This is a genomic window from Leisingera daeponensis DSM 23529, assembly GCF_000473145.1.
GTDB classification, from domain to species: Bacteria; Pseudomonadota; Alphaproteobacteria; order Rhodobacterales; family Rhodobacteraceae; genus Leisingera; species Leisingera daeponensis.
The window spans coordinates 21,464-45,910 of record NZ_KI421503.1; the positions used below are offsets into that span (position 1 = coordinate 21,464).

Consider the following 24,447-nt stretch of genomic DNA (forward strand, 5'->3'; position numbering starts at 1 on the left):
TATTGCCTCATGGATTTTGAATATTGATAATTGACGCAAAATACATAATCTATTTGGTATGAATTGGGATGCGCATCTTCGGCTCAGACACGTCCGTACTTTTTTGGAGATCGCGCGGGCAGAGAGCGTGTCGATCGCAGCGGACCGCCTCAACATCACTCAACCAGCCGTATCTCGAAGCCTGAAAGAGCTTGAAGAAATGCTCGGTGCGCCGCTCTTTGACAGGGTGGGGCGCGGGCTCCGTCTCAATGAAGCGGGTCGGGTTTTCCAGTCCCACGCAAGCGCCTCCATGGTGGAATTGATGCGAGGTCGCGACCGGTTGGCCAAAGACGGTGATCTGACATCGCGACTTTCCGTTGGCGTTCTTCCCACGGCAGCAACGGATCTTCTGCCCAGGGCGGCGCTTTCGTTTCGCGAGGAGATGCCGCATGTCCGCCTCCATATCATGACCGGACCAAACTGGCTTCTGTTTAATCAACTCCGAGATGGAACACTTGATTTGGTGGTGGGCCGGATGCCAGAAAAAGCTGCGGGCACAGGCGTCACTTTTCAACAGCTATATATAGAAGATGTTGTGTTGGTATGTCGGCCGGGGCACCCAATTCTGAAAATGCCCAGACCGGAAGAAAATATTCCAAATTACACCTTAATTCTACCACCCAAAGGCGCAGTTATTTCGCAAACCGTGGAACGCTATTTGGTCAGTATAGGGCTTCCTGAGATGCGCGGTTCATATGAAACTGTATCGCTCACTGTTGGCCGTAAGATCGTAAGTTATTCGGATTCAATCTGGTTCATCTCTCGCGGGGTCGTCGGCGACGAAATAGCCAACGGAAGCCTCTTGCCCATCAAACTGAGTTCGCCACTACTTTCCGGACCAGTTGGGATTAGTATTTCTCGTTCAGCTCCACTAAGTGTCGAACGCGGAATCTTTTCAAAGTGCCTCAGTTCGGCCGTCTAGGTTACCTTGGCAAACACCAATCCAAAACAACCAAAGGGCCAGCTCCTCCTTGAAATTGAACTAGATTTCATTATTTTAGCCTCGCTAAGGCCACCGAAAAAGGTTAACGATGCGGAACCCTTCTCTCCTACCGCTGCATTCGATTAGGCGACGCTTGTCTGAACAGCTCCCTATCAAATCCGCATCTAGAGCTGGCCAGACGTCGAGACCTCTTCTAACTTAACTGCGTACTGCCCGAGCATCGCTAAATACTCGTCAGAAATAGCTGGGACCAATATTTCTCGAAGCGCATAAACAATGTCGTCGTCAATGCCCTTTGATAAAATAAGATAGAGCGTGCGTGATAGACGGTAGTTATTGATTGGTCGCGCGCAGACCAAGCCATTTTTCGCTTCAACAGCTATTGCACCGAAAGGCATTATGCTCGAAGCAGCGCCGTGTTGCACCAGTTTTTTGATTGCAGATTGAGACTGCACTTCGTACGCGACAGAAATGTCTAGAGAATAGAATTCAGCGGCATCATGAACTAATTGCCAAATCATATCTCGTTGGCTCAATAGAGCGAGGTTAGTCCTTAGTACATCGGCCAACAAAATAGGTTTCCAACTGTTATCCGGATCCGCCGCGCTCACGAAGAACAGGCGTTCTTCCAGCAAAGCAATTCGTGAAATATAGTCCCCTTCGGAGACATTGAAGGCGAGAGCACAATCAATCTCGTGACTCTCCAGAGCAGAGACTAGCCTGAACGATAATCCTTCATCAAATTGGACGTCAACAATGTCTTCTATAGACATTGCTAGCTCAAAGATGCGTGGCCCAAAAAGATCCATCACACTCGGTGTGAGCCCCATACGTATGGACTTCCGGTTAGATGTTACCAATCCTCGAATGTCTCGAACAGTATCATCAAGCAAGTGTAAGATTTGCCGACTGCGCTCTGACAACAATCGCCCCGCATCCGTCAACTCGACGCCTCGTGAATGTCGTAACAGAAGTTGAGTTCCTAGTTCTTCCTCAAGGTTCTTGATTTGCAGTCCAAGCGCAGTTTGAGCGACATTCATTGATTCCGCGGCTCGGCTGAGGTTGCCAGTTTCAGCCGTTTTTACAAAATATTTCAACTGCTTAAGATTCATCTTTCGTCTCTTGAATGGAGTGCTGCCAAATCTGTATAACATTCTTTGTTGATCTACGCTCTATCTTTTATGTTGGACAGGGCCTCCGCCCGCCTTCATCTCCCTTAGGCAATGGGCGCGTAAAGCGGTGAACCACAAAAAATCCTGGAGGATTTCATGCGCAAGAAAATCAACTTTGGTTGCTGGGATTACGACCGGATGGTACCGATCATCGATGGGCGCGTACAACCACAGGGTTTGGACCTTAACTTCATAAACATGCCGGTCGAAGAAACGTTCTTTAGAATGTTGCGGCATCAAGAGTTCGAAGCATCGGAACTTTCATTGTCGTCTTACGTCGTTTCGATGCACAAGCCGGAACGCCCCTTCGTAGCAATTCCCGTGTTTCCCTCCAGGTTTTTCCGTCATAGCTCAATCTACGTGAACTCGGAAAGTGGGATTGAAAAACCTGAAGATCTCGCAGGCAAACGAGTTGGTTGCCCTGAATACCAAATGACAGCACCTGTCTGGATCCGAGGCATCATGGTAATCCCCCCATTTTTAGTGGGGCTCAGCCATAGAATTCATGCGGCTATTTTCAGTTTCATGGCAGGTGTGATGCCGCCGATGCCCATGTTGGGCCTCTCGTTGTTGTAAGTCCAGAGCCATTCAGTTGCTTGGTTCTGCGCCTCCTCGATGGTTTCAAAGATATATTGGCCCAACCATTCACCGCGAACTGTGCGATTGTAGCGCTCGATATAGGCGTTCTGCTGCGGCTTTCCGGGTTGGATGTATTCCAGCCGAACATTGCGTTTCTCGGCCCATTCCATCAGCTTGCCACTGACATATTCGGGGCCGTTATCGACACGAATTGCTTGCGGCTGACCACGCCATTCAATGATCTGGTTCAGACTGCGCACGACCCGTTCAGCAGGCAGCGAGAAGTCCACTTCGATACACAAACCTTCGCGGTTGAAGTCGTCCAGAACATTCAGTGTCCTAATCGGTCGACCATCCGCGAGCTGATCTGCCATGAAGTCCATCGACCACGTCTCATTCGGTCTTTCAGGCACCGCCAACGGCTCTGGTTTGTCCCGCTTCAACCGTTGAGCCTCCCCACCTGAACTGGTCCACCGTTATGCTTAGGAAACGGAGGATCACGAATGGCAAACAAGAGACCGAAGCCCGAAGAGATTGTCTCGAAGTTACGGCAGGTTGAAGTTTTGATGGGGCAAGGCATGTCCCGTCTTGATGCGATCAGGCAGATCGGCGTTGTTGAACAAACCTATTACCGCTGGCGGAAGAAGTACGGTGGAATGGGTGTTGATCAATTGAAGGAACTGAAACGGCTTCAGAAAGAGAACGAACGATTGCGACGCGCAGTTTCAGATCTGACGCTGGACAAACTGATCTTGACGGAAGCCACAAAGGGAAACTACTGAGCCCCGCTCGTCGTCGTGCTTGTATTAACCATGTACGCAACCAGCTGAACGTTTCCGAGAGACGCGCCTGTCGCGTGCTTGGACAACACCGGTCCACGCAACGACGCATCCCAAGAGGCCGCGCGGACGAGGACAGGCTGGTGGCCGACATGATCGAGCTGACCCGTCAATATGGCCGATATGGGTATCGCAGGATCGCTGCGCTGCTGAGAGAGGCTGGATGGTCCGTCAGTGATGGCCGGGTTGAACGGCTCTGGCGGCGAGAGGGGCTGAAAGTGCCAATGAAACAACCAAAGAAAGGGAGGTTATGGCTAAATGACGGCTCATGCGTTCGGTTACGGCCAGAATATCGCAACCATGTTTGGTCGTATGACTTCGTTCATTGTCGAACCGACGACGGCAAAGCCTTCCGGACGCTGAACATCCTTGATGAGTACAGTCGGGAATGTTTGGCAATCAGGGTCGAGCGGAAACTGAACTCGACCGATGTAATCGACGTCCTGACAGACCTGTTCATACTTCGCGGCGCGCCGAGTTTTGTACGTTCTGACAATGGGCCGGAATTTGTCGCTCAGGCTGTCCGAGACTGGATCGCTGCCGTTGGCGCCAAGACAGCTTACATTGAACCTGGGAGCCCGTGGGAGAACGCATACTGTGAAAGTTTCAATGGCAGGTTCAGGGATGAGCTACTCAACGGCGAGATCTTCTACAGCCTGCGCGAAGCTCAAATTCTGATCGAACAATGGAGGAGACACTACAACACAAAACGCCCCCACAGTGCATTGGGCTATCGCCCGCCAGCGCCCGAAACCATCATCCCGATGGATCACAGGCCGATGATGCACTAACAATCAACTTGGACCAGTCAGGTGAGGCTGCTCAGAACCTTATCGCCCCTTCTTTGAGGGGTGATCGATCGCAGAAGGACCTTTCTCTGTAGGTGCCGTGGAGGCAGGTAACTGACCTCGTAGATAATGTTCAGGCCTTCTGTGTTAGCGACCCGATGATCTCGTCTTAAGGACGGTGAGAGCCGCAAAAGCGTACTCTGTGTTTGTTATGGGAGAGACTGTCGTTGACCAAAATGCCGAACTGAGCCATGCTTTAAACGTATCGAGGCAACTCGATATGACAATGACCTGATGCCAAATCAACCAAATATTCCGCGCATAGGACGTTGTCACTGACAATGCAGCCGGGCTTACCGTAGATCCGGATCAGAGCGCTGAGCTCCCGGGCGCCCCGTGCGCCGGACAGGCTCGTGTCTGCTACAAGGCACAAACACTCGCGCGTGCAGTCGTCGATCACCGCCAAAATCCGGAACTTCCGCGAGGTGCCGAAGCTGTCGGACACGAAGTCCAGGGACCACCGCGAATTGGGTTGTCCCGCGATCGGCATCGGCGTCCTCGTCCCACGTGCGCGCTTGCGACCACGCCGCCTTTTCACGGACAGCCCTTCCTCGCGGTAGATGCGATACAGCTCTTGTGGTTCATGGTCATGCCCTTGCGCTCCAGCAGCAAGCCGATCCGGCGGTAACCGAACCTGCGCCGCTTACCGGCGATCTCCTGCATCTCCTTGCGTATCTCGGCATAGTCCGGCGGGCGTTCACGCCGAACTGTTTTGGGATCGACACCGACCAGCCGACACGCCCGGCGCTGCGAGATCTCATGATCCCGCATCACCCGGAGCGCTGCCTCTCGCCGCTTGATCAATGTCGTCAGTTCTTTCCCAAAAGATCTTTCAACACGACATTATCCAGCATGGTGTCCGCCAGCAGGCGTTTGAGCTTGGCGTTCTCATCCTCAAGCGCTTTCAGCCTTGCAGCCTCGTGCTCTGCCCCCTGAAAACTGGATCGCTTGAAGCTGTAGTTTTCCGCTAGATTTCACTGGCTGGAAGAGGAGCGGAAACGCATGAAGGCATCGAAGTTCACAGAAGCGCAGAAGGCGTTCATCCTGAAGCAGGGCGAGCAAGGCACGCCGGTTGCTGAGATCTGTCGCAAGGCTGGGATCAGCCAGGCGACCTACTTCAATTGGAAGAAGAAGTACGGCGGGTTACTGCCGGACGAGATGCGCCGTCTGAAGGCGCTGGAAGATGAGAACACGCGGTTGAAGAAGATCGTGGCTGACCTCACCCTTGACCGCGAGATGTTGCAGGATGTCATTCGGCGAAAGCTTTGAAGCCTGGTCGTTTGCGCGAGATTGTTGCCGGGATGTGCGTTGATTGGGGTGTGTCGATTCGGAGGGCTTGTGGGGCCATCTGCCTCGACACATCCACGTACCACTACAAATCCCGGAGAACGGACCAGGCTGCTATTGAAAGGCGGATCAAAGAGATCGCAGAGACGCGTGTGCGCTATGGTTACAGGCGTGTTCACGTGCTGCTGAGACGAGAGGGCTGGGTGATCAACATGAAGAAGACCCGCAGGATTTACAATGAGTTGGGTTTACAGTTGAGGAACAAGCACCCGAAACGTCGGGTAAAGGCCAAGCTGCGAGAAGACCGCCAGGACGCCGTTGGGCCGAACGATGTCTGGGCTATGGATTTTGTCCACGACCAGCTCGCCCTAGGCAAGAAGCTACGTATCCTGACCATCGTCGGCACGCACTCGCGCCTTTGTCCAGCGGCAGATCCGCGGTTTAGTTACCGGGGCGAAGATGTCGTGCAAACGCTCGAACGGGTCTGTGGGCGGATTGGCTATCCAAAGACGATACGGGTTGATAATGGGAGCGAATTTATCTCCCGCGATCTCGACCTCTGGGCCTATGCCAACGATGTCACACTGGACTTCTCACGGCCCGGCAAACCTACGGACAACGGCTTTATCGAGGCATTCAACAGCAAGCTGAGGGCAGAGTGTCTGAACGCACACTGGTTCATGAGTCTTGCAGATGCCCAAGAAAAGTTGGAGGATTGGCGTAGACACTACAACGAGGACAGACCTCACAGCGCGATCGGATACAACGTCCCGATCGCCATGCACTATCCCGATGGCGTCACCAGCCCGTCATCGTGAGACAACCGGTAAACTCCAGCTTTCGGCGGTCCAAGGTTGGGTCGCAGAGCAGAGTGGCGCAGACTCTACATCACGGTGAGGGATTTCGCGGGGGGCAGGTCATGTCGAATATCTCCTCATTCAGAAGTTCGTCACGCAGGCTGCCGTTGAATGACTTGATGAACGCATTCTGTCGTGGCTTGCCGGGGTCAATGTAGTGCAGGGAATGGCATTGTGGTCGGCCCATCTCAGGATGGCCCGGCTGGTGAACTCCGTTCCGTTACACCTTCGGAATAGCGCTGATTGAAGGCTATGATTGCCTGCGGAGCCCACAGATTGCGCAGTAGGCGATCATAGCCGGGTTTCAGGTCCCTACAGTGGTTTTGCACAAACTACACCGCAAGGCAGACCGACCATGGCCGGTAACAGTATTGCACAGGCCGAGCCCGTTTTGGCGGTGATTGATATTGCCATGCCCCGCCACAAAGTTTTGACAACTATTCCCGGCAGGAAGCGACACCAATCCTCAACATACCTCGCCAGGGTACTAGTGAGACATAAAAACCGGAACTTTACTGGTCCTCGTTACCTCATGCGTGACACCACCAAAAAGGTCTTGAGAGAACTTGCTATGTTCGTACGCCCCCATCACGATTAACTTTGCGTCCAGTTCTCTGGCCGTCTCTTGAATAACCTCGGCGATACCGCCCTTGCTTTTTGGACGGGTAACATGCTCTGCGTCGACATTATGACGCTTCAGATGCGTCAAGATATCCGCCCCCTCCGGCATTTTCGGAAAGCTAGACCCAACACTTAGTATTGTCACCCGACGCGGCTTTTCCTCGAGGATCGTCATTGCATCGTTGAGCGCCCGGGCCGCAGAACGCTTTCCGTCCCATGCGACAAGTGCATGCGATGCAAGCTGATCCGTAGAATATCCATTCGGAACCACAAGAACGGGTCGGCCGCTCTGCAATGACATCATATCCGGGCTGACGGCCCGAAACTCATCTGTTGGTAGGTTGGAATGATAGCCGGTAACGACAAAATCGAAATTTCGCGCCAGCTCTGGCAAGTTCATTTTGCCAATCTCATTCGGCATAATAAAGCGGGACCGCTCTGCAAGGCCTGCCTCGGCAGCCGCCTGTTGGAACAGATCACGTGCTGCTGCAATTTTCTCGTTTCTTGCACTGCCAAGCTTGTCGAGAAGATCTTCTGTCAAACCAAGAACATGCTCGAAATACGAGGATGCGTTCCCATAGACACAAGTCAGCCATGCATCGTGCTTTGCGGCGATTTTTGCCGCGTGCTTAACGCTGCTTGGGAAGCCTGCGCTACCGGAATGTGCAATAAGGATGTTCTTGATGCTCATTTTATCCTCACAATTCGAACTTCATAGGCAAACTAGCAATCACAATCTTAGAAGTCTATGATTTTATGAGGAACAGTACACGCCCTGCATCCCGACAAAGAAAAGACTGGGCAAGCAAGCTGCCCAGTCCCCTGGTGATACAAGCCCTACATTCCGCTTCATGAGGAGTGCAGGATGCTTGATCACCCTTTCTTGTTCGCTTCAATCTCGTCGAGGAACGGAATGTCTGACCTGAGACCCGTTTCCTCCTCCGTTTTGAGGTAGAATCCGTCCCAACGAAGGAGACGGAAGAATGAAGCGATCACGGTTCAACGAAGAACAGATCATCGCGATCCTGAAGAAGCAGGAGAGCGACATTTCGAAGGCGGTTGTGTGCCGAGAGCATGGGATCAGTTCATGATCAGCCCCACCTGCGTGGTCCGGTTTGATTGTTAGTGCATGACCGGTCTCGGGTCCATCAGAGCGATGGTTTCCGGGGCGGGTGGGCGATATCAAGGCACTATGTGGTCGTTTGGTATTGTAGTGTTTCCTCCATTGCTCGATCAGGATTTCCGCTTCCCGAAAGCCGTAGAAGACTTCTCCCGTGAGCAGTTCATCGCGGAACCTGGCATTGAAGCTTTCGCAGTAGCCGTTCTCCCAAGGTGACCCGGGCGCGATGTAGGCAGTCTTGGCGTCGGCGGCCCTGATCCAATCCTGAACGGCCTGAGCCACGAACCCCGGGCCGTTGTCAGACCGGATGTAAGACGGCACACCCCGCATGATGAACAGGTCGCTCAAGGCATCGATCACGTCATCCGAGTTCAGCTTGCGCTTCACCTTGATCGCTAGGCATTCCCGGCTATGCTCGTCCAGGATGTTGAGCGTCCGGCAGTGGACAAAGTCATAGCTCCAGACGTGGTTGCGATACTCAGGGCGCAGCCGGACACGGGATCCGTCATTCAGCCAGAGCCGTCCCTTCTTCGGTTGCTTCATTGGCACCTACAGCCCCTCTCGCCGCCATACGCGCTCGACCCGCTTGTCGTTCGCCTCCCAGCCCGCATGTCTCAGAAAAGCGGCGATCCGACGATAGCCGTAGCGGCCATACTGCCGCGCCAGTTCGATCATGTCCGCGACCAGACGCTCCTCATCGGCACGGCCATGCGGCACTTTCCTCTGTGTGGATCGGTGCTGCCCCAGGACACGGCAGGCGCGTCTCTCTGACAGATGGAACCGGGTGCGGACGTGATCGATGCAGGCACGGCAGCGAGCGGGGCTCAGAAGTTTTCCTTTGGCGCCTCCGCCAGGATCAGCTTGTCCAACGTCAGATCCGAGACGGGTTTTCTCAACCGTTCGTTCTCTTTCTGGAGGCGCTTCAGTTCCCTGAGCCGGTCGGTTCCCATACCCCCGTACTGCTTGCGCCAGCGATAATAAGTCTGCTCTGTAATGCGAACCTTGCGGATCGCATCCACCCGGGACATGCCTTGCCCGACAAGCACTTCAACCTGCCGCAGCTTCGTGACATTCTCTTCCGGCTTGTGTCTCTTCGTAGCCATTCTGATCCTCCATTTTCCTAAACATAACGGCGGACCACTTCAGTGTGCGAGGATCAATGCAGGCGGCCCGCCTTGCAACAAATCAAGCATCCCAGGGATTTGACGAAGACGAACTTACCGTCTTCTTTGCGGCGATGGACAAGCTGATCAGCAACCTTTCACATAGCTGACCGTCCCTCGGCGTTCACTCAAGCGTCGGAGCAATCGCAAGGATGATGACCCCCGTCGCAGCCAGAGCAGCCGCAATGTAGAACCTGGGGCCAGGCCGTCTTTCGGTTTTGAAGATATGCCCAGCAAGCCAGGCTGCAAAGAACATCTCGATAGATGACATGATGGCAACGACGGTCACACTGGTGAACATCAACGAGAAAAACAGTGCGACTTGTCCGATTGTCATCGCACCACCAGCCAGCAATTGCCACCCGCTTGGCTTATGCAACCTCCATGAAAGCCCTACCCGGCCACGCAATCGAAAAAGCCCCCACCCAACGAACCATACCAATCCCGTCAACGCACCAATGAACACCCCGGCCAGCGGATCAGGCAAGGTCTGCATCGCGAGTTTGCGCGCTACGAAGGAGCCACCATAACCCGCAGCAGAGCCAAGCGCCAAAACCCGACCCTTGGTCCTGTCCTGTGGCGAAGGTTCCGTAGAGACCAGGGTCGATACCGCCTTGGCGGACTTGCGAGTCATCATGATCAACACGCCACCTGTCACCAGAATAAACGCAATCACAATAGAAGTCGTAATCACCTCTCCAAGCAGGAGAAATGCGAAAATCGCTGCAAAAACAGGAATCAGACGCCGGATGAAGCCTGTCTCGATCGCGCCAGCCAGCTCCACCGACCGAAACAACGTCAGGCGGCCAACCACATTCCCCAGAACACCCGCCAGCACAAAATAGGCCACCCCGATCAGTACGGGCTGGCTAACAGAAGGCAGCTCTGGCCCCCAAACCAGCCAAAGGGCACCGGAAACGAAACCTGTCATCAACACTGACAGCAGAACATCATTCCCGCGCCCTTGGGCGGATTGAGAGCTTTTGGCAATTGCGACCGAGCTAAGCGCATAACAAAACGCACCAAACGCGGCCATCAGACCACCAAAGCCAGCAGTCATTGGTCTAATCGGGCAACAAGAGCGGCGCTATTCATCCGCGACAAGCTGATCCAGGAAGCGTTCTGCCGACATGATTTCACGCATGGGCAGCTTTTCCTGCTGCTGCATAAGCTCTGTCGTGTATGTCAGCCCCTTGCCATCCCAGAACCACCAGTAAATGATCTCGCCCTTCTTATCCCGAATGGGCATTCTGAAAATTGGGAACTCCCTTTCAGCACGGGGAATTTCAACCGTACCCACCCGGGCGTGTTTCAGCCCGAGCTTTTTCAGAACACCACTCAAAGGCACCATCGCGATGGGCGAGGCCTCGCGTGCCAGAACGGTTACAGCTTCGGGCCGTTTCTGGAATGGGCCTTTCAAGAACTTCACGACCGGGGGATAGCTGGGATGCGTATGCGTAAGCTGCACATAAGCCAAACCAGCAGATGTTTCGATCTCAACAATGTCGCCAGGTTGATAATCTTCCATTCTCGGCATTCCTCTTACAGGCTATAGGCTTCCAGGGTCGACGGATGGAACAGCTCTTCGATCTCCACACGGCGCGGCGACAAGCCCTGGCTTACGTGGTAGTCCAAAAACTTGTTGAGCACATGCGCATTTCCACTGACGCCATAGCTCCAAGGGTCATCCCCCATCAGCGCGTGGACACGGTTGAGATTGTCCTCCACGAAGGGCATCGTCACCTTGGTGGCAGATGTGTCCGAAAGGGCCTCTTCGGCCAACCGTTTTGACTGCGTAAATGCCTTGAGCAATGCCGCGGGCAAGAACGGGTATTCTTCTGCCAGGCTCCGGCGTACGCCCAGTACGTGCATGATCGGGAAGATTTTGGTTTTCTCGAAGTAATATTCCGCCGCTGTAATGCTGTCTGCGAACAGTCGCCCAACATGCGGATGACGTTCAGCAAAGCAACGCGGCCAGCGCGGCCCGATAAAGCCATCAATTTCACCCGCTTCAAGCATGCTGTTCAGCGTGCTACCTTCTGGGGCTTCCTCCATACGAATGTCATCGGGCAACTGAACCTTGATTTTTTCAGGCCGGCCGGGTGTGTCCATGCCGCCGCGCACCCAGATGATATCCGAGGGCTTAACGCCATATTCCTCTTCCAGGATACCACGCACCCAAACGTTAGCTGAAAGCTGATATTCGGCGATACCGATACGTTTGCCCTTCAGGTCTTCTGGTTTGTTAATCCCTTTGTCCGTGCGGATATAGACAGAGGTGTGACGGAACGCACGGCTCAGGAAGACCGGGATTGCCACATAATGCGGATTCCCTCGGGCAACCGAAATCGAATAGGACGACAGCGAGATCTCGCTGATATCGAAAGCCTCGTGGCGGAACGCGCGAAAGAACATTTCTTCCGGCGACAACAGCATCGGAACCGGGTCTACTCCGTCGATCTGAACACGCCCATCCACGATTGCCCGTGTGCGGTCATAGTTACCCATTGCAAGGGAAAGTTTGAGATTGCTCATCCTGTCGGCTCCTAGTGATTTGTTTTACATTGCCGCTGAAGATCGACCGCTTGTCCGGTCTCTGCGGATTGCAAGATCGCGTGGCAAACCTCCAGGCTTGCCAGCCCCCATTCCCCTGTTTGGTCGGGGGCCTTGTTATGACGCACGGCATCCACCAGCGCATCCAGAACGGTTCTGCGTGGTGCCGGTCCGAATTTGGCTTCGATAAAGCCGCGTTCGGTGTCACCGAACACTTCTATCCCATCCGGGGTCAGTCGCAGATCGGCACGGTCACAAAGCGCGATCACCGGACCGAAATGTTCGTTATGTTCAGCCTCAATCGTCGTGCCGCTGCCGAATGTTCGTGTAGTTTTCAGCCGGACCTCGTCATCAGGGTTGAGATCCAGCAAAGCACGCCTTGCTCCACCGTAAGCCCCTTCTGATTTACGCTGTCCAAGCTCTCCGACATTGTTCATCCAGATATCACTGTCGAAATGCGCATAGCCCGAGTACGTCATGTTCGCGACACACCCCCCGGCAAAATTCATCAGTGCAGTGAATGCGCCCTCGGTCGGGCGCTTGGGATCCCATGCGCCCGTCATGGCATAAATTTTTTCGGCCATGCCGCCGGCAAGCCTGCGAACCACATCAATCTGGTGGATCGCCTGACTGAACAGCACGCCCCCACCCTCTTCGGTTCGCAGCTCTTCCGGGCGACGCGGACGATAGAGGAAGTCCGTATAGTTAAAGGCCTGGATCATGCGCAACTGACCGAACTTTCCGCTGGAAATAAGTTGCGTGGCCAATTCAACCGGCGGGTCGAAACTGTGACTCGGCCCAACTATCAAATGCACCCCAGCCTCCTTGGCTGCGGACACCATTACTTCGGCATCCTCCATCGAAACGGCCAACGGCTTTTCGACAAGGATATGTTTGCCCGCGCGCGCCGCAGCTAACACATGATCCACATGCATCTGGTGCGGCGTCGCAATGTAAATGGCCTCAACGTCAGGGTCTGCGCACAATTCCTCGACGGTGGCATACCCTGTGCCACCGTACTCTTTTTCGAATGCGTCGCGGCTTTCCTCCCTTGGGGCGGCGGCAGCCGTCAGCTTCACACGGGTGTCGGCATCAAACGAAGGCACCATGAGCATGAAAGCACGCCCAAGCCCCGCCACGCCAAGACGAACGGGATCAGAGGTCAAGAACCAGCCTCCCGGATTTGGCGCGCGAAACGCAAATCATGATCTGGCTGCCTTTTTCTTCTTCCATCAGCACCATATCACGATGATCTGCCTCGCCTTCCAGTAGGCGGGTTTTACAAGTACCGCACGTGCCACTTTCGCAAGAACTGCTTGTTGCGAAGCCAGCATCACGCAGTGCTTCGAGGATAGAACGATCCTCAGGAACAGTAACCGTTTGGCCGCTTTTCTTCAGCTCGACTTCGAAAGCAACGTCATCCTGACGAACCACATCAACAGGCTTGAAATCCTCGAAGTGGACACGGCCTTCGGGCCAGTGACCCGAGAAAGCTTTGATTTCTTCCATCAGCGGTTTGGGTCCGCAGCAGAAGACATGGGTCGCGCGCGGCGTCACCAGATCGTCCCAGAAATCATAGACAGCGTTCGGATCGCCGTCATCGTGGTGCACGATGATCCGGCCTTCGAAATCTTTCATCAGCTCATCAAGATAGGCCGATTCTTCCGCACTCCGGCTTACGTAAATGATCCGAAGCATCTTGCCTTTCTTATCCAGATAACGCGCCATCGAATAGATTGGCGTGATACCGATACCACCGGCAATCAAGAGGTATTTCTGCACATCCGTCAGCGGGAAATCGTTTTCCGGGTGCTCGATATTCAACTCTGTCCCGACAACAGCTTGCTCATGCATGGAGGCAGACCCCCCGCGCGACTGCGGCTCTCGCTTGATGGCGACCACATATTCTTTTGGGTCGCTCCCATCATTTACCAGAGAGTATCGGCGCATAGCACCCGATGGTGTCTCGATCGTGATATGTGCACCTGGGTTGAACTCTGGCAGGGACTCGCCGCCAACCGGAGCCAAAGTGAATTCTGCAATAGTAGGTGTCAGATCGCGCCGTTTTTCGACGCGCATTTTGATCTGCTCCATGGGGTCCTCCCGTCCGTTCGCTTCCGAAATATAATTAGATAGCTAAGTTCAAGATGTCAACTGGACGCACCGCCCAGCCACGCGCTAATTGTGTCTAGAAATCACATATTTGGCCCTAAACGGTCTTCTCGTCCGCCAATATCCTTGGCCGACATGACAACCCCTGCTTCAGACAGGTCCGAAACGCCATGACATCCCGAAAAAATCATGGTCCTGCGCATCTCGTCTTCGAGAATCGAAAGCGCGCTGGAAACCCCCGCACGCCCCCGCGCCGCCAGGCCGTAAAGAGGTGCCCTGCCCAGCAGCACAGCGTCCGCCCCCAACCCAAGCGCCTTGACGATATCACTGCCGCGCCGAATACCACCATCAAGCAAAACTGTCATATGTTGGTCCAAGACGGACACAATCTCTGAAAGAATTTCAATCGTCGCCGGAGCTCCATCAAGCTGCCTGCCACCGTGGTTGGAAACAACCACCCCCATCAGCGCCTTCGCGTTGTGCGGCCATTGCATCCTCAGCACACATGATCCCCTTAATCACAAGTGGCTCCTGCCACAGCTTCCGAAGACGCCTTACATCGTCCCAGGAAAAATTCGGGTTTCGTTGCGCCCGCGTAAATTCGGCAAGCGCCTTGTCGCTGACATCATCCCCCAAAAAGGCCGCCAGATTTTGCAGTCGCGGCCTATGTTGGCTCAGCCACACGGATTTGAACCATCTCGGATGCAACAATCCGTCCAATACGACAGAGGGGCTCATGCGGATTTCATGCGCGAAACCATGCCGCAAATCCCTCTCTCTTTTGCCACCCACCAACGAGTCGACAGTGATTACAAGAACACTGTAGCCCGCAGCCGACGCCCGTTCGATTAATGCATTGGAAAATGCTTCTTTGCCCCATGGGTACAGCTGAAACCAAAGTGGCCCGTTATTTTTCTGCGCGATTTCTTCCATAGTCGTGTTTGACGCTGTCGAAACCGTAAATGCGACCCCGGCCTGCTTTGCTGCGGCTGCAAGGTGCAAGTCCCCTTCTGGCCAATAAAGCCCGTTCAGGCCGATTGGTCCGATTTGGAAAGGCGCCGCATACTTCTGACCGAACAGCGTGACAGAGAGATCGACATCCCCACCCTTGAGAATACGTGGCTTGAGTCGGATATCATCAAATGCGCTACGGTTCCTGTGCAGCGTGATTTCGCTCTCGGCACCACCATCCAGAAAATCAAATACCACACGGGGCAAACGCCGCCTGGCTCGGGTGCGAAAATCTTCGATGTTTACTTCTTGCCGCATCCGGCCTCCTGCCAGTTTCAACATGGCCACCAACCATGCTCAGGGCCAGAATCAAAATCCGCCCAAGGTCTATGCGGCCCCGGGCGGATCTGTTTGCAAACGTCGGACCGGTTATTCAGCTGCGGCTGTTTTGCCCGAAGTATTCAGCAAGGTGCGCCAATCCACATCTTTCGGATAAACGCCTTCATGAGAGTTGATCATGCTTTGCGGGATTTCATAATCGGTGCCGATTGCTTTGCCACCCTCTGCCACTTTCTTGGCGGCATCCGCCATCAAGCGACGGAACTCGACGATAGCCAGGTCCGAAGCACCAAGCACATCGGTATGGCGCTGAACGCGCGCGCCCATCGACACCCACATGGCGATATCCTGGTTCGGAATACCTTTGATCCCAGTGAAGTTACCTTCTTTCATGGCATCACGGTCTTGCAAGAAGTCGTTCTCGACAGTCCGCAGGCAGCGCCACTTGTCGTCAACATCCACTCCTGGAACAGCATGGGTAAACTTGCGCCATTCTTCGGTTGACGGCACATTCGGGCCATCCCAAGCGATGAAGTGGAACGCGGTCTCTTCATCATTGATCGGCACGATAACGGCCGCCACACGATAGTTGTTGTTCGGTGGGATCAACGAATAGTAGGGCGCAACAAATTCGGTCACACGGATATAGTTATGGGTCGCCGCGTTTTTGATCGGCGTACGGATTGCAGCATAGTGGAACCCGTAGCTGGTTGTCTCTGTCTGCATACGCGGAGACTTGTCCGTCGAGGGACGGTACCAGGATTTTTCATCGGCAGCAGCACCTTCCACGCGGGCCGGAACCATGTCCGACGAGTGCAGCGAGGACGAGTGGGCACTGTCGATCTGACCTTCGTGGATCTGCGCCCAGTTTGCGGGAATGCGGATTTTAAGGATAGCGATCGCCGAATCCTCGCGCGGGGCAAACGCCGGCGGCTGGAATTCAGGCATATCTTCTTTGTCACCCAGCCAGGCCCAAACGAAACCACCCCATTCTTTCACAGGATAAGAGCGATGCTTCACCTTATCCATAAGGGGGCTACCTTCGGGTTCGGAGGACATGGCAACGACATTGCCATCAACATCCATTTTCCACCCGTGATACAGACACCGCAGCCCGCATTCTTCGTTCCGGCCATAGACCAGCGATGCCTTGCGGTGCGGGCAAAGTTCATCAAGCAGGCCAAGACGCCCTTTGGTGTCGCGGAACGCCACATAGCTTTCCCCGAGCACCTCAACACGAAGCGGCTTGCCGTCGGGCTCTTCCACTTCTTCAATCAGGCATACAGGGGTCCAGTGCTGACGCATAAGACGTGCCATCGGTGCATCACCGGTCACGCGCGTCAGCAGTTCATTTTCTTCAGGTGTAAGCATTGAATCTCCTCCACAGGTCGCCGCATCAGAATTTGCGAAATTTTATTGGGAAACGCCATTATTCTTAGCTCTCTAAGTTTAGTCTGTCAATGGGCAGAGTGATATTCCCCTTCACCTCACAAGTAAAAAAACCACGTATATAAAACTACTTATGGGTTTGCGAGCAATTGGTATTAATCCGCGCATGATCGGGCCTTGTGTCATACAGATCTGCTCTGCCGGTTCCTCTCTGGTTGTTCTATGGCCTCGGGATTCGTACACCCCGCTTGCGCAGCTCCCTGCATCGATCAGAATCACCGAAGTGTATTTTGATTAATAACCTCTTGGGCAAAAAAGCCCGCAGACAGTCATCCGAACAGACCGCGATTGGAACCAAAGACGCGGCCTGAAACTTTTCCGTCTCTCAGTCAAAACGGCAAGTAGCCGCCAAACCTGGCGGCCACTTTGGATTCGCATTCAGCACATTACACGTGGCTGACGTTACCCGCTTGCGGGGACTTCTTCCTTCAACAAGGCCTGTCGTCCAACCAGAGCGATGATAAGCAAGGTACACACAATTGAGACCGCGAAGTACGGGCTAACCGCGCCAATTGCAAAAATCGTCAGGAGACCTCGCTCTAACGAGCTGAGCTGGGTTTTGATAAAGCCTTCCATTGACGCCGAGACTGCAAGAGCACCAGCAGCGGCACCAATAACAGCAAGCGTATTTGCCAACGGACCAAGCTCAAGAACGATGCCGGGGTTCCAGACAAAAGCGAATGGCAGAAGGAAGCCAACAATTGCAAGCCGCACAGCCGAAAATGCGATCTTGAATGGATCGTCATCAGCAATCGCAGACGCTGCGATTGCAGCCACAGCGATTGGCGGCGTCAAAGCAGACAGGATTGCATAGTAGAGCAGGAACATCTGGCTCGGCAGCAGAGGGAAACCCAGCTTGGAAAGAGCGGGGCCGACAAGCACAGCCGCCAGAATATACGCACTCGGAGTCGGCATACCCAAGCCCAGCACAATGGTCACCACAGCAGCAATCACTAGCGTCAACAGCGGCTGCGCATTACTGACCGTCAGGATCACGTTAGCCGATTTCATCCCCAATCCTGTCATAGACAGGCCGCCAATAACCAGACCAGCAGCAGCACATGCCCCAGCGACAGGCAAAATTTGCAGGGTGGTTGTGCCAAGGCCTTCCACCATTGCCCACAACGACATCCGCGTTTGCTTGAGGATCATCGACGCAAGGATTGTCACCAGAACACCAACACCTGCGGTGAAGGTCGGCGAATAGCCAAGTATCAGCGCCACAATGATCCCGATAATGGGCAGCAAGAAAACCCAGCCGGTTCTGAACGTTTCCTTCGTCGTCGGGATTTCATCCTGAGAAGGCCGCAGATCGTATTTCACTGCGCGGAAGTGCACCTGGGTAAACACGCCCATATAGTACAGCAACGCAGGAATAAGCGCGGCAAGCACGATCGCATTGTACGAGATACCCGAATACTCTGCCATGATGAAGGCAGCCGAGCCCATAATCGGCGGCATGGCACTGCCCCCCGTGGACGCCGCAACTTCAACCGCACCCGCAAACCGGGCCTTATAGCCCAAGCGCTTCATCACCGGGATCGTGATGGACCCCGTGGCCACAACATCCGAGGTTGGGCTACCAGACATGGTTCCATACAGACCCGACGAAATGATGGCGATCTTTGCAGGGCCGCCTCGTGCACCCCCGGTGACCAGAGCCGCCAGGTTGAAAAAGAAGTCCCCTCCCCCAGCCTTGGCAAGGAAAGTCCCGAACATCACGAACAGGAAGACGTAACTTGCCACAACCTGAAGCGGGACACCGAACAACCCATCTGTGGTGAAGATCAGAATATCGAGCAGATAGCTGAACTCGCTGACGCGATGCCCGAACGGCGGCGGCAGAAGATAGCCAAAAAGGTTGTAAATCAGGAACAGCATCACAACGCCTGTCAGCCCCAAGCCAGTTGTCCGGCGCGTGGCTTCGATGGTCAGGAACAGCAGTGACGACCCAAAGAACAACTGATCCGTCGTGAACTGGTCCAGCAGGCTGATACGGTCCGAAATCTCGCCAGAGCTTACATAGAAGTAAATCCCGCAGGCCAAGCTGAGCGCAGACAACATCCAGTCATAAAATGGAATGCTATCTGGCGCTTTCGCGGTTGCACCAATCGCCAAGAAGAGAATCGTGAAAATCCCGGATACGAACAGGATCCCCTGAATGAGCGGGTCTGCGATAATGAACAGATTAGAGTGAATCACCCATGCCGCGAACGCCGCGGCCAGAACCATGACGACGGTCCGCATGGGTGGCTCTAGCTTCCGACGGCGTCCAGTTTCGGTAAGAGAAGGGAAATTCATGCTGGCACCATTTCCATGTTTGTGAGGTTTGGTCAGCTTTGAGTGCGCAAAATCATCCTACTGCCCGTGATCAGCACGGCCAGAGCACGACAGAGGCACTCTTGCAAACGAATCCGGTGCGCTTTGGTCAGCGCACCGGCATTGTTTTCCGAAGGCTTACTTGAGAAGCCCCAGCTCCATGTAGGCGCGCTTCGCGCCCGGGTGGAACGGCAGCGTTCTCTGCGAAACCAGCAACTCAGTTGAGAGCTGTTTCATTGCGTTATGAACGCCGCGGATTTCATCAATGTTCGAGGCAATGCTCTTGGCCAGCATGTAACCGGTTTCTTCGGGCAAGGCATCAGAGGTGATTACCATCGCGCCAAGTGCCAGCGTGATAACATCGGAAGTCTGGTTCTTATAGTTTCCGGCGGGAATGACGTAGGTCCCGGTGCCAAAACGCTCATTGGTCTTTTCGATGATATCCTGAGGCACGCTCAGCAGAACAACGTCGTTGCCTTCATCAACCTTGCGGAACGACGAGTGCCCAACGAAGATACCGTTGATCACCATATCCGTACGGCCATCGCTGATCAGGTCTGCCTGCTGGGACGAACCGCCACGCACCAGAACGCCGCCATTCGCTTCAATCGTTCCTTCGTCATAGCCTGCTTCTTCCAGCATGAAAGTGGCAATATTGGCCACGATGTTACCTGCGTTGTTGTTCGCCACACGGATTGCAGCGCCCGACTTCGCCAAGTCGTCGATGCTGTCGATGTTATACTCTTCGGCAAGAGACTTCTTGATGAAGAAATGCATCGGGGCCCAGTTGTACATGTACCCGATTGCCTGAAGGTTCTCGATGGGCGCCTTGAACGGCTCATCACCCGCTAGCGCCAGCTTGATTTCTGCATCATGGGCCAGACCCAGATCTGTCCGGTTTGCACCCAGCAGACCGATATTTGCGAAACCGCCACCAGTGGCCTGGTAGGTCACGACACCGCTTGCATCGTCAACCTTCACAGCCCGGTCGATCCCTGCGCCCAGCAGCGACCAAAGACCTGACGGACTCCCCCCGGACAACGTGACGTTGACGCTGTCCGCCATGACGCCGGTCCCGATAACGGAGATGCTCAGCGCCGCAACGGCAGCCTTGATTTGCTTTTTCATGGTTTCCTCCCTGTCATATTATCATAGATTTCTAAATTTAGATATCTATCTTGTAGATCATTATTAAAAACCGAACTTTGCGTCAACCATGATTGAAACCGAGACACCGTCCAAAAATTTAGGTTAAGAACTGCGAATGGCTTGAACGCTCTCGCAGAGCATCCAAACCCCTACTCACATAAGGTTGCAGCACGCCCAAGGCCTAGCACAAGACTATTCCGAACTCTCTCAGAGCTTCCCCAAAACTATACATCTCAGCGGAAGTAGCCCAACGGAATCACCTGAGCCTAAAAGGCCCGGCTATCGCAGATGAAGCTAAAGAGACCTTCAGGATCCAAGGTTACTTCTGGTCGGTGGGACGCGGACACCGCTCAAAGCAGCTTTTTCCTCATCATCTTCGAGGTTTCGAATCATTACAGCAAGGGCCTTGCGCAATGTTTTCTCTTCGGCACCACTCAGGCCTCTGATGGCGGCGTTATTCACTTCGTGTGCCAAAGGCTCCAGGAGATCCCGCAACTCCCAACCTTTTTCCGTGAGGAAAGCATGCTGACGACGACGGTTCCCAGCCACATTGCGGCGTTCAATATATCCAAGCTCTTCCATTCGGCTGAGTGCAGTATGCGCAGTAGGCTCTGTCAGATGTGCTCTTTCGCTTAACTCTCGTTGCGACAAACCATCTTCCTGCCAAAGGATTCGAAGGAATATCCACTGCCCGAAAGTCACATTTTGCGTCTGTAACCGCAGCTGCAACGCACGGTTAAACCCTCTTGCCGCAAGACGTACCAAGCGAGCAATGCGCTCGTTATATTGGGTCAAACCGTCGTCTTTCAACGCGGAATCAGATTTTTCGTTCATGTATGCTCAGACCACAAACATCTATTGCCCAAAATCAGTTCTGGGCTTCTACAGGTCCGAGACTATCCCTGTCATCTTACGAAGATGCAAGCCTCAACAATGTCACTACTTTTACAGCTAGTGACATGCGGTGCGCGCAAACCGACGTAAATCTTGCAGCAAACCCTGCTTACAACTTTTCGATTTTTTCTCTCCATATTTTTCGATTTGGGGGTTTCTGCGCGCTTGATGCGTGTTGCGTTTTCGACGAAGATGTCGGGCAAGACGGTGTAGAGCTCAATGGTGTGTCCCGGGATATGCGGGGGGAGGATCACCCGGTCGAAGCCGCGCAGCGGGCGGGCAGCGGTTCGGTTTCCGTCACGCCTAGCCTAGCACCGGCTAGGTGTCCTGCTGTCATCACCCGCACCAGCGCATCCTCATCAATGAAACCCCGCGCGAGGTGTTGATTAACACCGCATCCGGCTTCATCATGCGCAGTTCGGCCTCGCAGATCATTCCTCGTGTCTGCGCGTTCAACGGCACATGCAGGCTCACCAACATCACACATGGCCAGAAGCTCAGCGCGTTTCACCAGCCCCACGCCCGTAGGTGCGGTGTCCGGTATCAGGAACGGATCGTGCACCAGTATCTGTGCCGGATCTGTGCCGGCTCGAACGCCAACTGTCGCTCGATCACCCGGTCCTATCCGCCCCGAGTCGATCAATCCGATCGCCCGGCCTCGCACCATCCGCGCAAATATCTGTTGCGGTCGGCCCGCATTCTCGCGCAGCAGGCGCTCGGATTCATGCAGCCGGTACAGCAGCACCAGTATCAGCATCCCTATCGCTTCGGGCATCCCCAAAAAGTTCTCGGGCGTTACACCATTCGTCACGATCAGACCGCGCGCGGCACAGGCCTCCCAGATCTCCCGCACCCACCCCGATCGTTGGAAGTACTAGCGCCCGCGGCCGTGGCGAGGCGTCCAGATCCGCGTCGCTCAGCCCCGACCGCGAACTGACCACGATGATAGCAACGTCCGACAGCAGCGCCTGCCGCTGTTCCTCCGTCAGCCGCAGCGGAACACCTAGGGTGATCTGGGGGCCGCGAACGACCTCCCAGCCTTCGGTCCGCAGACGATCCGAACCCTCGAAGTCCAGTGGGTGACGGAAGTGCCACGCCTCGCCCGCCCAGCCCAACGGCAAACACACAAAGCTGGCACAGACACCTTCCAGACCTTCGCCAAGCGCCCCGGCCTGCGTCATGATATCAAGCTCAACCTCTGCATCGGGGGCGTTCAGCGCAGGTTTGATCGGTAAATCACCGGGCATCTCGCCCGCCCCTACACCCAGAGCATCGGCAATCGCATGCATCGCAACATCCGGACCGCAGGCCAGCCGCAGATTCAGCGCAGGCAGCGCCTGATGCTCCATCCCCCAGCCATTGTGCAGCTGATAATCCAGCGACGCCTGGATCACCTGCGCCTTCACATCGCCCGCCAGTTTCAGCGTGCCCGCGACATCCAGCCAGTCCAGGCTCAGGATCACATCCGCCTCGCGCAGCACCGCGCCCGCCGCATCGTCAATGAAGAAGGCCGGTTTGCCGCGATGCTGCGGGTGATCCGTCGGGAAGGACGCCCCGTTCCGGATATCCGTCAGAACCTTCGCCCCAGCGCCTTGGCGTTCTTCGGCAGATCTGCCGCCCGCGCCACTCCTTCGGCCGAGGGTGCCGCCGGAGGCGACGGCTGGTAACGCGCAAAATCTGGCAACTCCGGTGCCTTCTCGTGCTGCTTTTCCTGGATCGACACGTCGAAGTTCACATAGGTCGGGCCTTTCGGTTCGCTCCACGCGATTACATCCGCACGCAACATCGATTCCAGCGCCGCATCAACCGGCCCCGTCGCCCCATAAATCAGAACCGGCACACGGTCGCACCACACGTTGAAGATCGCCATCGTACCATGCATCAGACCCACGTTGCTGTGCAGGATCACCGCCAATGGCTCCCCCGCCACCTTCGCATAGCCATGCGCAATCGCAACCGCATGCTCTTCGTGCAGACACAACAGCATCTGCGGATCTTCATTGCCAAGGTGGTTCACAAGGCTGTCGTGCAAACCCCGAAAGCTCGACCCCGGGTTCAGTGCAACATACTTCACTCACCCCCAAACCTCGCAATATATCCGCAAATACATCGCTACCCCACACCCCCAAACTATCCGACGATACTGGGCGCTCAACCTGATACAGCCTGTGGTCTGTCATGTGTCTTGACCTTTCCTTATGAAGTGTTGATGCAACAGCGCCCCATTTTGAAAGGCGTACGCAATAGGTATCCATTGCCCGCCGAAAGGGCGGGCATTTTGCATTTCAGACGGTCTGGAGCGGCTCAGAGGATCAGAAATCCAAACCGAAATCGACGGTTCCCGCCGAATGGGTCAAAGCACCGGAGGAAATATAATCCACATTTGCCGATGCGATTTCGCGCAAACGGCCAAGGGTCACATTCCCGCTGGCTTCTGTCTTCGCCCGCCCGTCAATGCGCTTTACAGCTTCGGCCATGTCTTCGGTCGACATATTGTCGAACATGATGACATCTGCTCCCCCGGTCTGAAGCACCTCGTCCAACTGATGCAAACCGTCGATCTCGATCTCTACCACGACCATGTGACCCACATTTCGTTGAACGGCTTCCAGCACCTGTTTGATGCCACCAGCCGCTGCGATATGGTTGTCCTTGATCAGGATCGCATCGGACAGGGAAAACCGATGATTGTGGCCGCCGCCATGCAAAATGGCGAGCTTTTCGACAAGTTTCAGCCCCGGTGTGGTTTTGCGTGTACAGGTGATACGTGTCTTGGTACCCGCAAGCTCCTGAACATAGGACGCTGTCAAGGTTGCCGTCCCAGACAACCGTCCGGCAAAGTTCAGGGCAACACGCTCTGCGGCAAGGATCGACGCCGCCGATCCCTCTATACGCATCAACGTATCGCCCGCTTTGCAGGCCGTACCATCCGCGACGACAGTCTCGACCACAAGATTGGGATCAATCAGCCGAAACGCGAGAGAGGCCACCTGCATCCCAGAAACAACCGCGTCCTGCCGTGCACGCATTTGCGCCTTGTAGCGCGTGCCTTCAGGCAGAACGGAACGGGTTGTCACGTCGCCTGCGGCACCCAGGTCCTCCATAATAGCGTTCCGAACCATGGGTTCGAGGATGATATCGGGGACGTTCGCAACATTGCTCATTATTTTTTAGATCCTTATCGGTTTGCAAAAGGGGCAGGAAGGGATGGTC

Annotated in this window: 21 protein-coding genes and 5 pseudogenes; 5 read left to right on the forward strand and 21 right to left on the reverse strand. The window is 54.7% G+C overall.

Annotation, left to right across the window (positions count from 1 at the left end; genetic code table 11):
- Positions 1–58 precede the first annotated feature (58 nt).
- Positions 59–961, forward strand: a complete 903-nt coding sequence (locus DAEP_RS23775; RefSeq protein ID WP_065331547.1) for a LysR substrate-binding domain-containing protein — start codon at positions 59–61, stop codon at positions 959–961.
- 185 nt (positions 962–1,146) lie between these two features.
- On the opposite strand, the gene DAEP_RS23145 is transcribed toward DAEP_RS23775, so the two are convergent.
- On the reverse strand, positions 1,147–2,094 hold the full coding sequence (locus DAEP_RS23145) for a LysR family transcriptional regulator (protein ID WP_065331548.1): 948 nt from the start codon (positions 2,092–2,094) through the stop codon (positions 1,147–1,149).
- A 156-nt stretch (positions 2,095–2,250) separates the two neighbouring features.
- Here DAEP_RS23145 and DAEP_RS23780 point away from each other — a divergent pair, with 156 nt between their 5' ends.
- Complete coding sequence (locus DAEP_RS23780) at positions 2,251–2,730, forward strand: substrate-binding domain-containing protein (RefSeq protein ID WP_208855471.1); 480 nt, start codon at positions 2,251–2,253, stop codon at positions 2,728–2,730.
- Here the strand turns inward: DAEP_RS23780 and DAEP_RS23150 are convergent.
- A pseudogene (locus tag DAEP_RS23150) lies at positions 2,658–3,182 on the reverse strand (integrase core domain-containing protein); the annotation flags it as partial. The gene DAEP_RS23780 and the pseudogene DAEP_RS23150 overlap by 73 nt on opposite strands.
- A gap of 54 nt (positions 3,183–3,236) precedes the next feature.
- Here DAEP_RS23150 and DAEP_RS0121505 point away from each other — a divergent pair.
- Positions 3,237–4,363, forward strand: a protein-coding gene (locus DAEP_RS0121505) for an IS3 family transposase (RefSeq protein WP_102882892.1) whose coding sequence is annotated in 2 segments (ribosomal slippage) — positions 3,237–3,498 and positions 3,498–4,363 — 1,128 coding nt in all. Because the reading frame shifts where the segments join, the coding sequence is not laid out codon by codon here.
- Between the two features lie 325 nt (positions 4,364–4,688).
- Here DAEP_RS0121505 and DAEP_RS24110 read toward each other — a convergent pair.
- Positions 4,689–5,346 (reverse strand): annotated as a pseudogene (locus DAEP_RS24110) (IS3 family transposase); the annotation flags it as partial.
- A gap of 76 nt (positions 5,347–5,422) precedes the next feature.
- On the opposite strand from DAEP_RS24110, the gene DAEP_RS0121530 reads away from it, so the two are divergent.
- A protein-coding gene (locus DAEP_RS0121530; protein ID WP_102884706.1) for an IS3 family transposase occupies positions 5,423–6,525 on the forward strand; the annotation gives its coding sequence in 2 pieces (ribosomal slippage) (positions 5,423–5,684 and positions 5,684–6,525; 1,104 coding nt in all).
- A gap of 103 nt (positions 6,526–6,628) precedes the next feature.
- Here the strand turns inward: DAEP_RS0121530 and DAEP_RS23790 are convergent.
- Both DAEP_RS23790 and DAEP_RS24445 read right to left on the reverse strand, forming a co-directional pair.
- Positions 6,629–6,786: pseudogene (locus tag DAEP_RS23790) on the reverse strand (integrase core domain-containing protein); the annotation flags it as partial.
- Positions 6,787–7,051: 265 nt separating this feature from the next.
- Positions 7,052–7,876: a universal stress protein gene (locus tag DAEP_RS24445; RefSeq protein ID WP_235859536.1), complete on the reverse strand. Its 825-nt coding sequence runs from the start codon at positions 7,874–7,876 to the stop codon at positions 7,052–7,054.
- Between the two features lie 292 nt (positions 7,877–8,168).
- On the opposite strand from DAEP_RS24445, the pseudogene DAEP_RS23160 reads away from it, so the two are divergent.
- Positions 8,169–8,273 (forward strand): annotated as a pseudogene (locus tag DAEP_RS23160) (transposase); the annotation flags it as partial.
- 34 nt (positions 8,274–8,307) lie between these two features.
- On the opposite strand, the pseudogene DAEP_RS23795 reads toward DAEP_RS23160, so the two are convergent.
- The 16 genes and pseudogenes from DAEP_RS23795 to nadC form a co-directional block, all read right to left on the reverse strand.
- Positions 8,308–9,408: pseudogene (locus DAEP_RS23795) on the reverse strand (IS3 family transposase).
- A 184-nt stretch (positions 9,409–9,592) separates the two neighbouring features.
- Positions 9,593–10,528: a DMT family transporter gene (locus tag DAEP_RS0121560; protein WP_027246166.1), complete on the reverse strand. Its 936-nt coding sequence runs from the start codon at positions 10,526–10,528 to the stop codon at positions 9,593–9,595.
- Positions 10,529–10,555: 27 nt separating this feature from the next.
- A complete protein-coding gene (locus tag DAEP_RS0121565; protein WP_008335528.1) occupies positions 10,556–10,996 on the reverse strand; it encodes a hypothetical protein in 441 nt (146 codons plus the stop codon).
- A gap of 14 nt (positions 10,997–11,010) precedes the next feature.
- Positions 11,011–12,003 (reverse strand): ABC transporter substrate-binding protein, encoded by a 993-nt coding sequence (locus DAEP_RS0121570; RefSeq protein WP_027246167.1) that lies wholly within the window; start codon positions 12,001–12,003, stop codon positions 11,011–11,013.
- Between the two features lie 11 nt (positions 12,004–12,014).
- Complete coding sequence (locus DAEP_RS0121575; RefSeq protein WP_027246168.1) at positions 12,015–13,187, reverse strand: Gfo/Idh/MocA family protein; 1,173 nt, start codon at positions 13,185–13,187, stop codon at positions 12,015–12,017.
- On the reverse strand, positions 13,177–14,115 hold the full coding sequence (locus DAEP_RS0121580; RefSeq protein WP_027246169.1) for a PDR/VanB family oxidoreductase: 939 nt from the start codon (positions 14,113–14,115) through the stop codon (positions 13,177–13,179). Before DAEP_RS0121580 ends, DAEP_RS0121575 begins: the two co-directional genes overlap by 11 nt.
- Positions 14,116–14,216: 101 nt before the next feature.
- Positions 14,217–14,627 carry an alpha-hydroxy-acid oxidizing protein gene (locus tag DAEP_RS24450; RefSeq protein WP_342665833.1) on the reverse strand — a complete coding sequence of 137 codons (411 nt, stop codon included), beginning with the start codon at positions 14,625–14,627 and terminating at the stop codon, positions 14,217–14,219.
- Positions 14,557–15,426 carry an alpha-hydroxy acid oxidase gene (locus DAEP_RS23165; RefSeq protein ID WP_235859538.1) on the reverse strand — a complete coding sequence of 290 codons (870 nt, stop codon included), beginning with the start codon at positions 15,424–15,426 and terminating at the stop codon, positions 14,557–14,559. Before DAEP_RS23165 ends, DAEP_RS24450 begins: the two co-directional genes overlap by 71 nt.
- Before the next feature lie 87 nt (positions 15,427–15,513).
- A complete protein-coding gene (locus tag DAEP_RS0121590; protein ID WP_008335543.1) occupies positions 15,514–16,794 on the reverse strand; it encodes a Rieske 2Fe-2S domain-containing protein in 1,281 nt (426 codons plus the stop codon).
- Between the two features lie 480 nt (positions 16,795–17,274).
- A complete protein-coding gene (locus DAEP_RS0121595) occupies positions 17,275–19,119 on the reverse strand; it encodes a TRAP transporter permease (protein WP_027246170.1) in 1,845 nt (614 codons plus the stop codon).
- A gap of 210 nt (positions 19,120–19,329) precedes the next feature.
- Entirely contained in the window at positions 19,330–20,319 is a 990-nt protein-coding gene (locus tag DAEP_RS0121600) for a TAXI family TRAP transporter solute-binding subunit (protein ID WP_008335546.1), read from the reverse strand.
- Positions 20,320–20,646: 327 nt separating this feature from the next.
- Positions 20,647–21,174 carry a MarR family winged helix-turn-helix transcriptional regulator gene (locus DAEP_RS23800; protein WP_235859498.1) on the reverse strand — a complete coding sequence of 176 codons (528 nt, stop codon included), beginning with the start codon at positions 21,172–21,174 and terminating at the stop codon, positions 20,647–20,649.
- 310 nt (positions 21,175–21,484) lie between these two features.
- Positions 21,485–21,991, reverse strand: coding sequence for an NAD(P)-dependent oxidoreductase (locus DAEP_RS24455; protein ID WP_065331479.1), 507 nt, complete (start codon positions 21,989–21,991; stop codon positions 21,485–21,487).
- The gene (locus DAEP_RS24460) at positions 21,957–22,715 is read right to left on the reverse strand and encodes a hypothetical protein (protein ID WP_027246172.1); all 759 of its coding nucleotides are present in this window, start codon (positions 22,713–22,715) and stop codon (positions 21,957–21,959) included. Before DAEP_RS24460 ends, DAEP_RS24455 begins: the two co-directional genes overlap by 35 nt.
- 89 nt (positions 22,716–22,804) lie before the next feature.
- The gene (locus DAEP_RS24285) at positions 22,805–23,308 is read right to left on the reverse strand and encodes a thiamine pyrophosphate-binding protein (RefSeq protein ID WP_167630838.1); all 504 of its coding nucleotides are present in this window, start codon (positions 23,306–23,308) and stop codon (positions 22,805–22,807) included.
- Between the two features lie 238 nt (positions 23,309–23,546).
- Positions 23,547–24,398 (reverse strand): carboxylating nicotinate-nucleotide diphosphorylase, encoded by an 852-nt coding sequence (gene nadC, locus DAEP_RS0121625; RefSeq protein WP_008335572.1) that lies wholly within the window; start codon positions 24,396–24,398, stop codon positions 23,547–23,549.
- Positions 24,399–24,447: the final 49 nt, after the last annotated feature.

Coding starts and splice junctions, on each gene's coding strand:
- DAEP_RS23775 (WP_065331547.1), top strand. CDS start 59: ATGAATTGGGATGCGCATCTTCGGCTCAGACACGTCCGTACTTTTTTG.
- DAEP_RS23145 (WP_065331548.1), bottom strand. CDS start 2,094: ATGAATCTTAAGCAGTTGAAATATTTTGTAAAAACGGCTGAAACTGGC.
- DAEP_RS23780 (WP_208855471.1), top strand. CDS start 2,251: ATGCGCAAGAAAATCAACTTTGGTTGCTGGGATTACGACCGGATGGTA.
- DAEP_RS24445 (WP_235859536.1), bottom strand. CDS start 7,876: ATGAGCATCAAGAACATCCTTATTGCACATTCCGGTAGCGCAGGCTTC.
- DAEP_RS0121560 (WP_027246166.1), bottom strand. CDS start 10,528: ATGACTGCTGGCTTTGGTGGTCTGATGGCCGCGTTTGGTGCGTTTTGT.
- DAEP_RS0121565 (WP_008335528.1), bottom strand. CDS start 10,996: ATGGAAGATTATCAACCTGGCGACATTGTTGAGATCGAAACATCTGCT.
- DAEP_RS0121570 (WP_027246167.1), bottom strand. CDS start 12,003: ATGAGCAATCTCAAACTTTCCCTTGCAATGGGTAACTATGACCGCACA.
- DAEP_RS0121580 (WP_027246169.1), bottom strand. CDS start 14,115: ATGGAGCAGATCAAAATGCGCGTCGAAAAACGGCGCGATCTGACACCT.
- DAEP_RS24450 (WP_342665833.1), bottom strand. CDS start 14,627: ATGCAATGGCCGCACAACGCGAAGGCGCTGATGGGGGTGGTTGTTTCC.
- DAEP_RS23165 (WP_235859538.1), bottom strand. CDS start 15,426: ATGTTGAAACTGGCAGGAGGCCGGATGCGGCAAGAAGTAAACATCGAA.
- DAEP_RS0121590 (WP_008335543.1), bottom strand. CDS start 16,794: ATGCTTACACCTGAAGAAAATGAACTGCTGACGCGCGTGACCGGTGAT.
- DAEP_RS0121595 (WP_027246170.1), bottom strand. CDS start 19,119: ATGCGGACCGTCGTCATGGTTCTGGCCGCGGCGTTCGCGGCATGGGTG.
- DAEP_RS0121600 (WP_008335546.1), bottom strand. CDS start 20,319: ATGAAAAAGCAAATCAAGGCTGCCGTTGCGGCGCTGAGCATCTCCGTT.
- DAEP_RS23800 (WP_235859498.1), bottom strand. CDS start 21,174: ATGAACGAAAAATCTGATTCCGCGTTGAAAGACGACGGTTTGACCCAA.
- DAEP_RS24455 (WP_065331479.1), bottom strand. CDS start 21,991: ATGCTGATACTGGTGCTGCTGTACCGGCTGCATGAATCCGAGCGCCTG.
- nadC (WP_008335572.1), bottom strand. CDS start 24,398: ATGAGCAATGTTGCGAACGTCCCCGATATCATCCTCGAACCCATGGTT.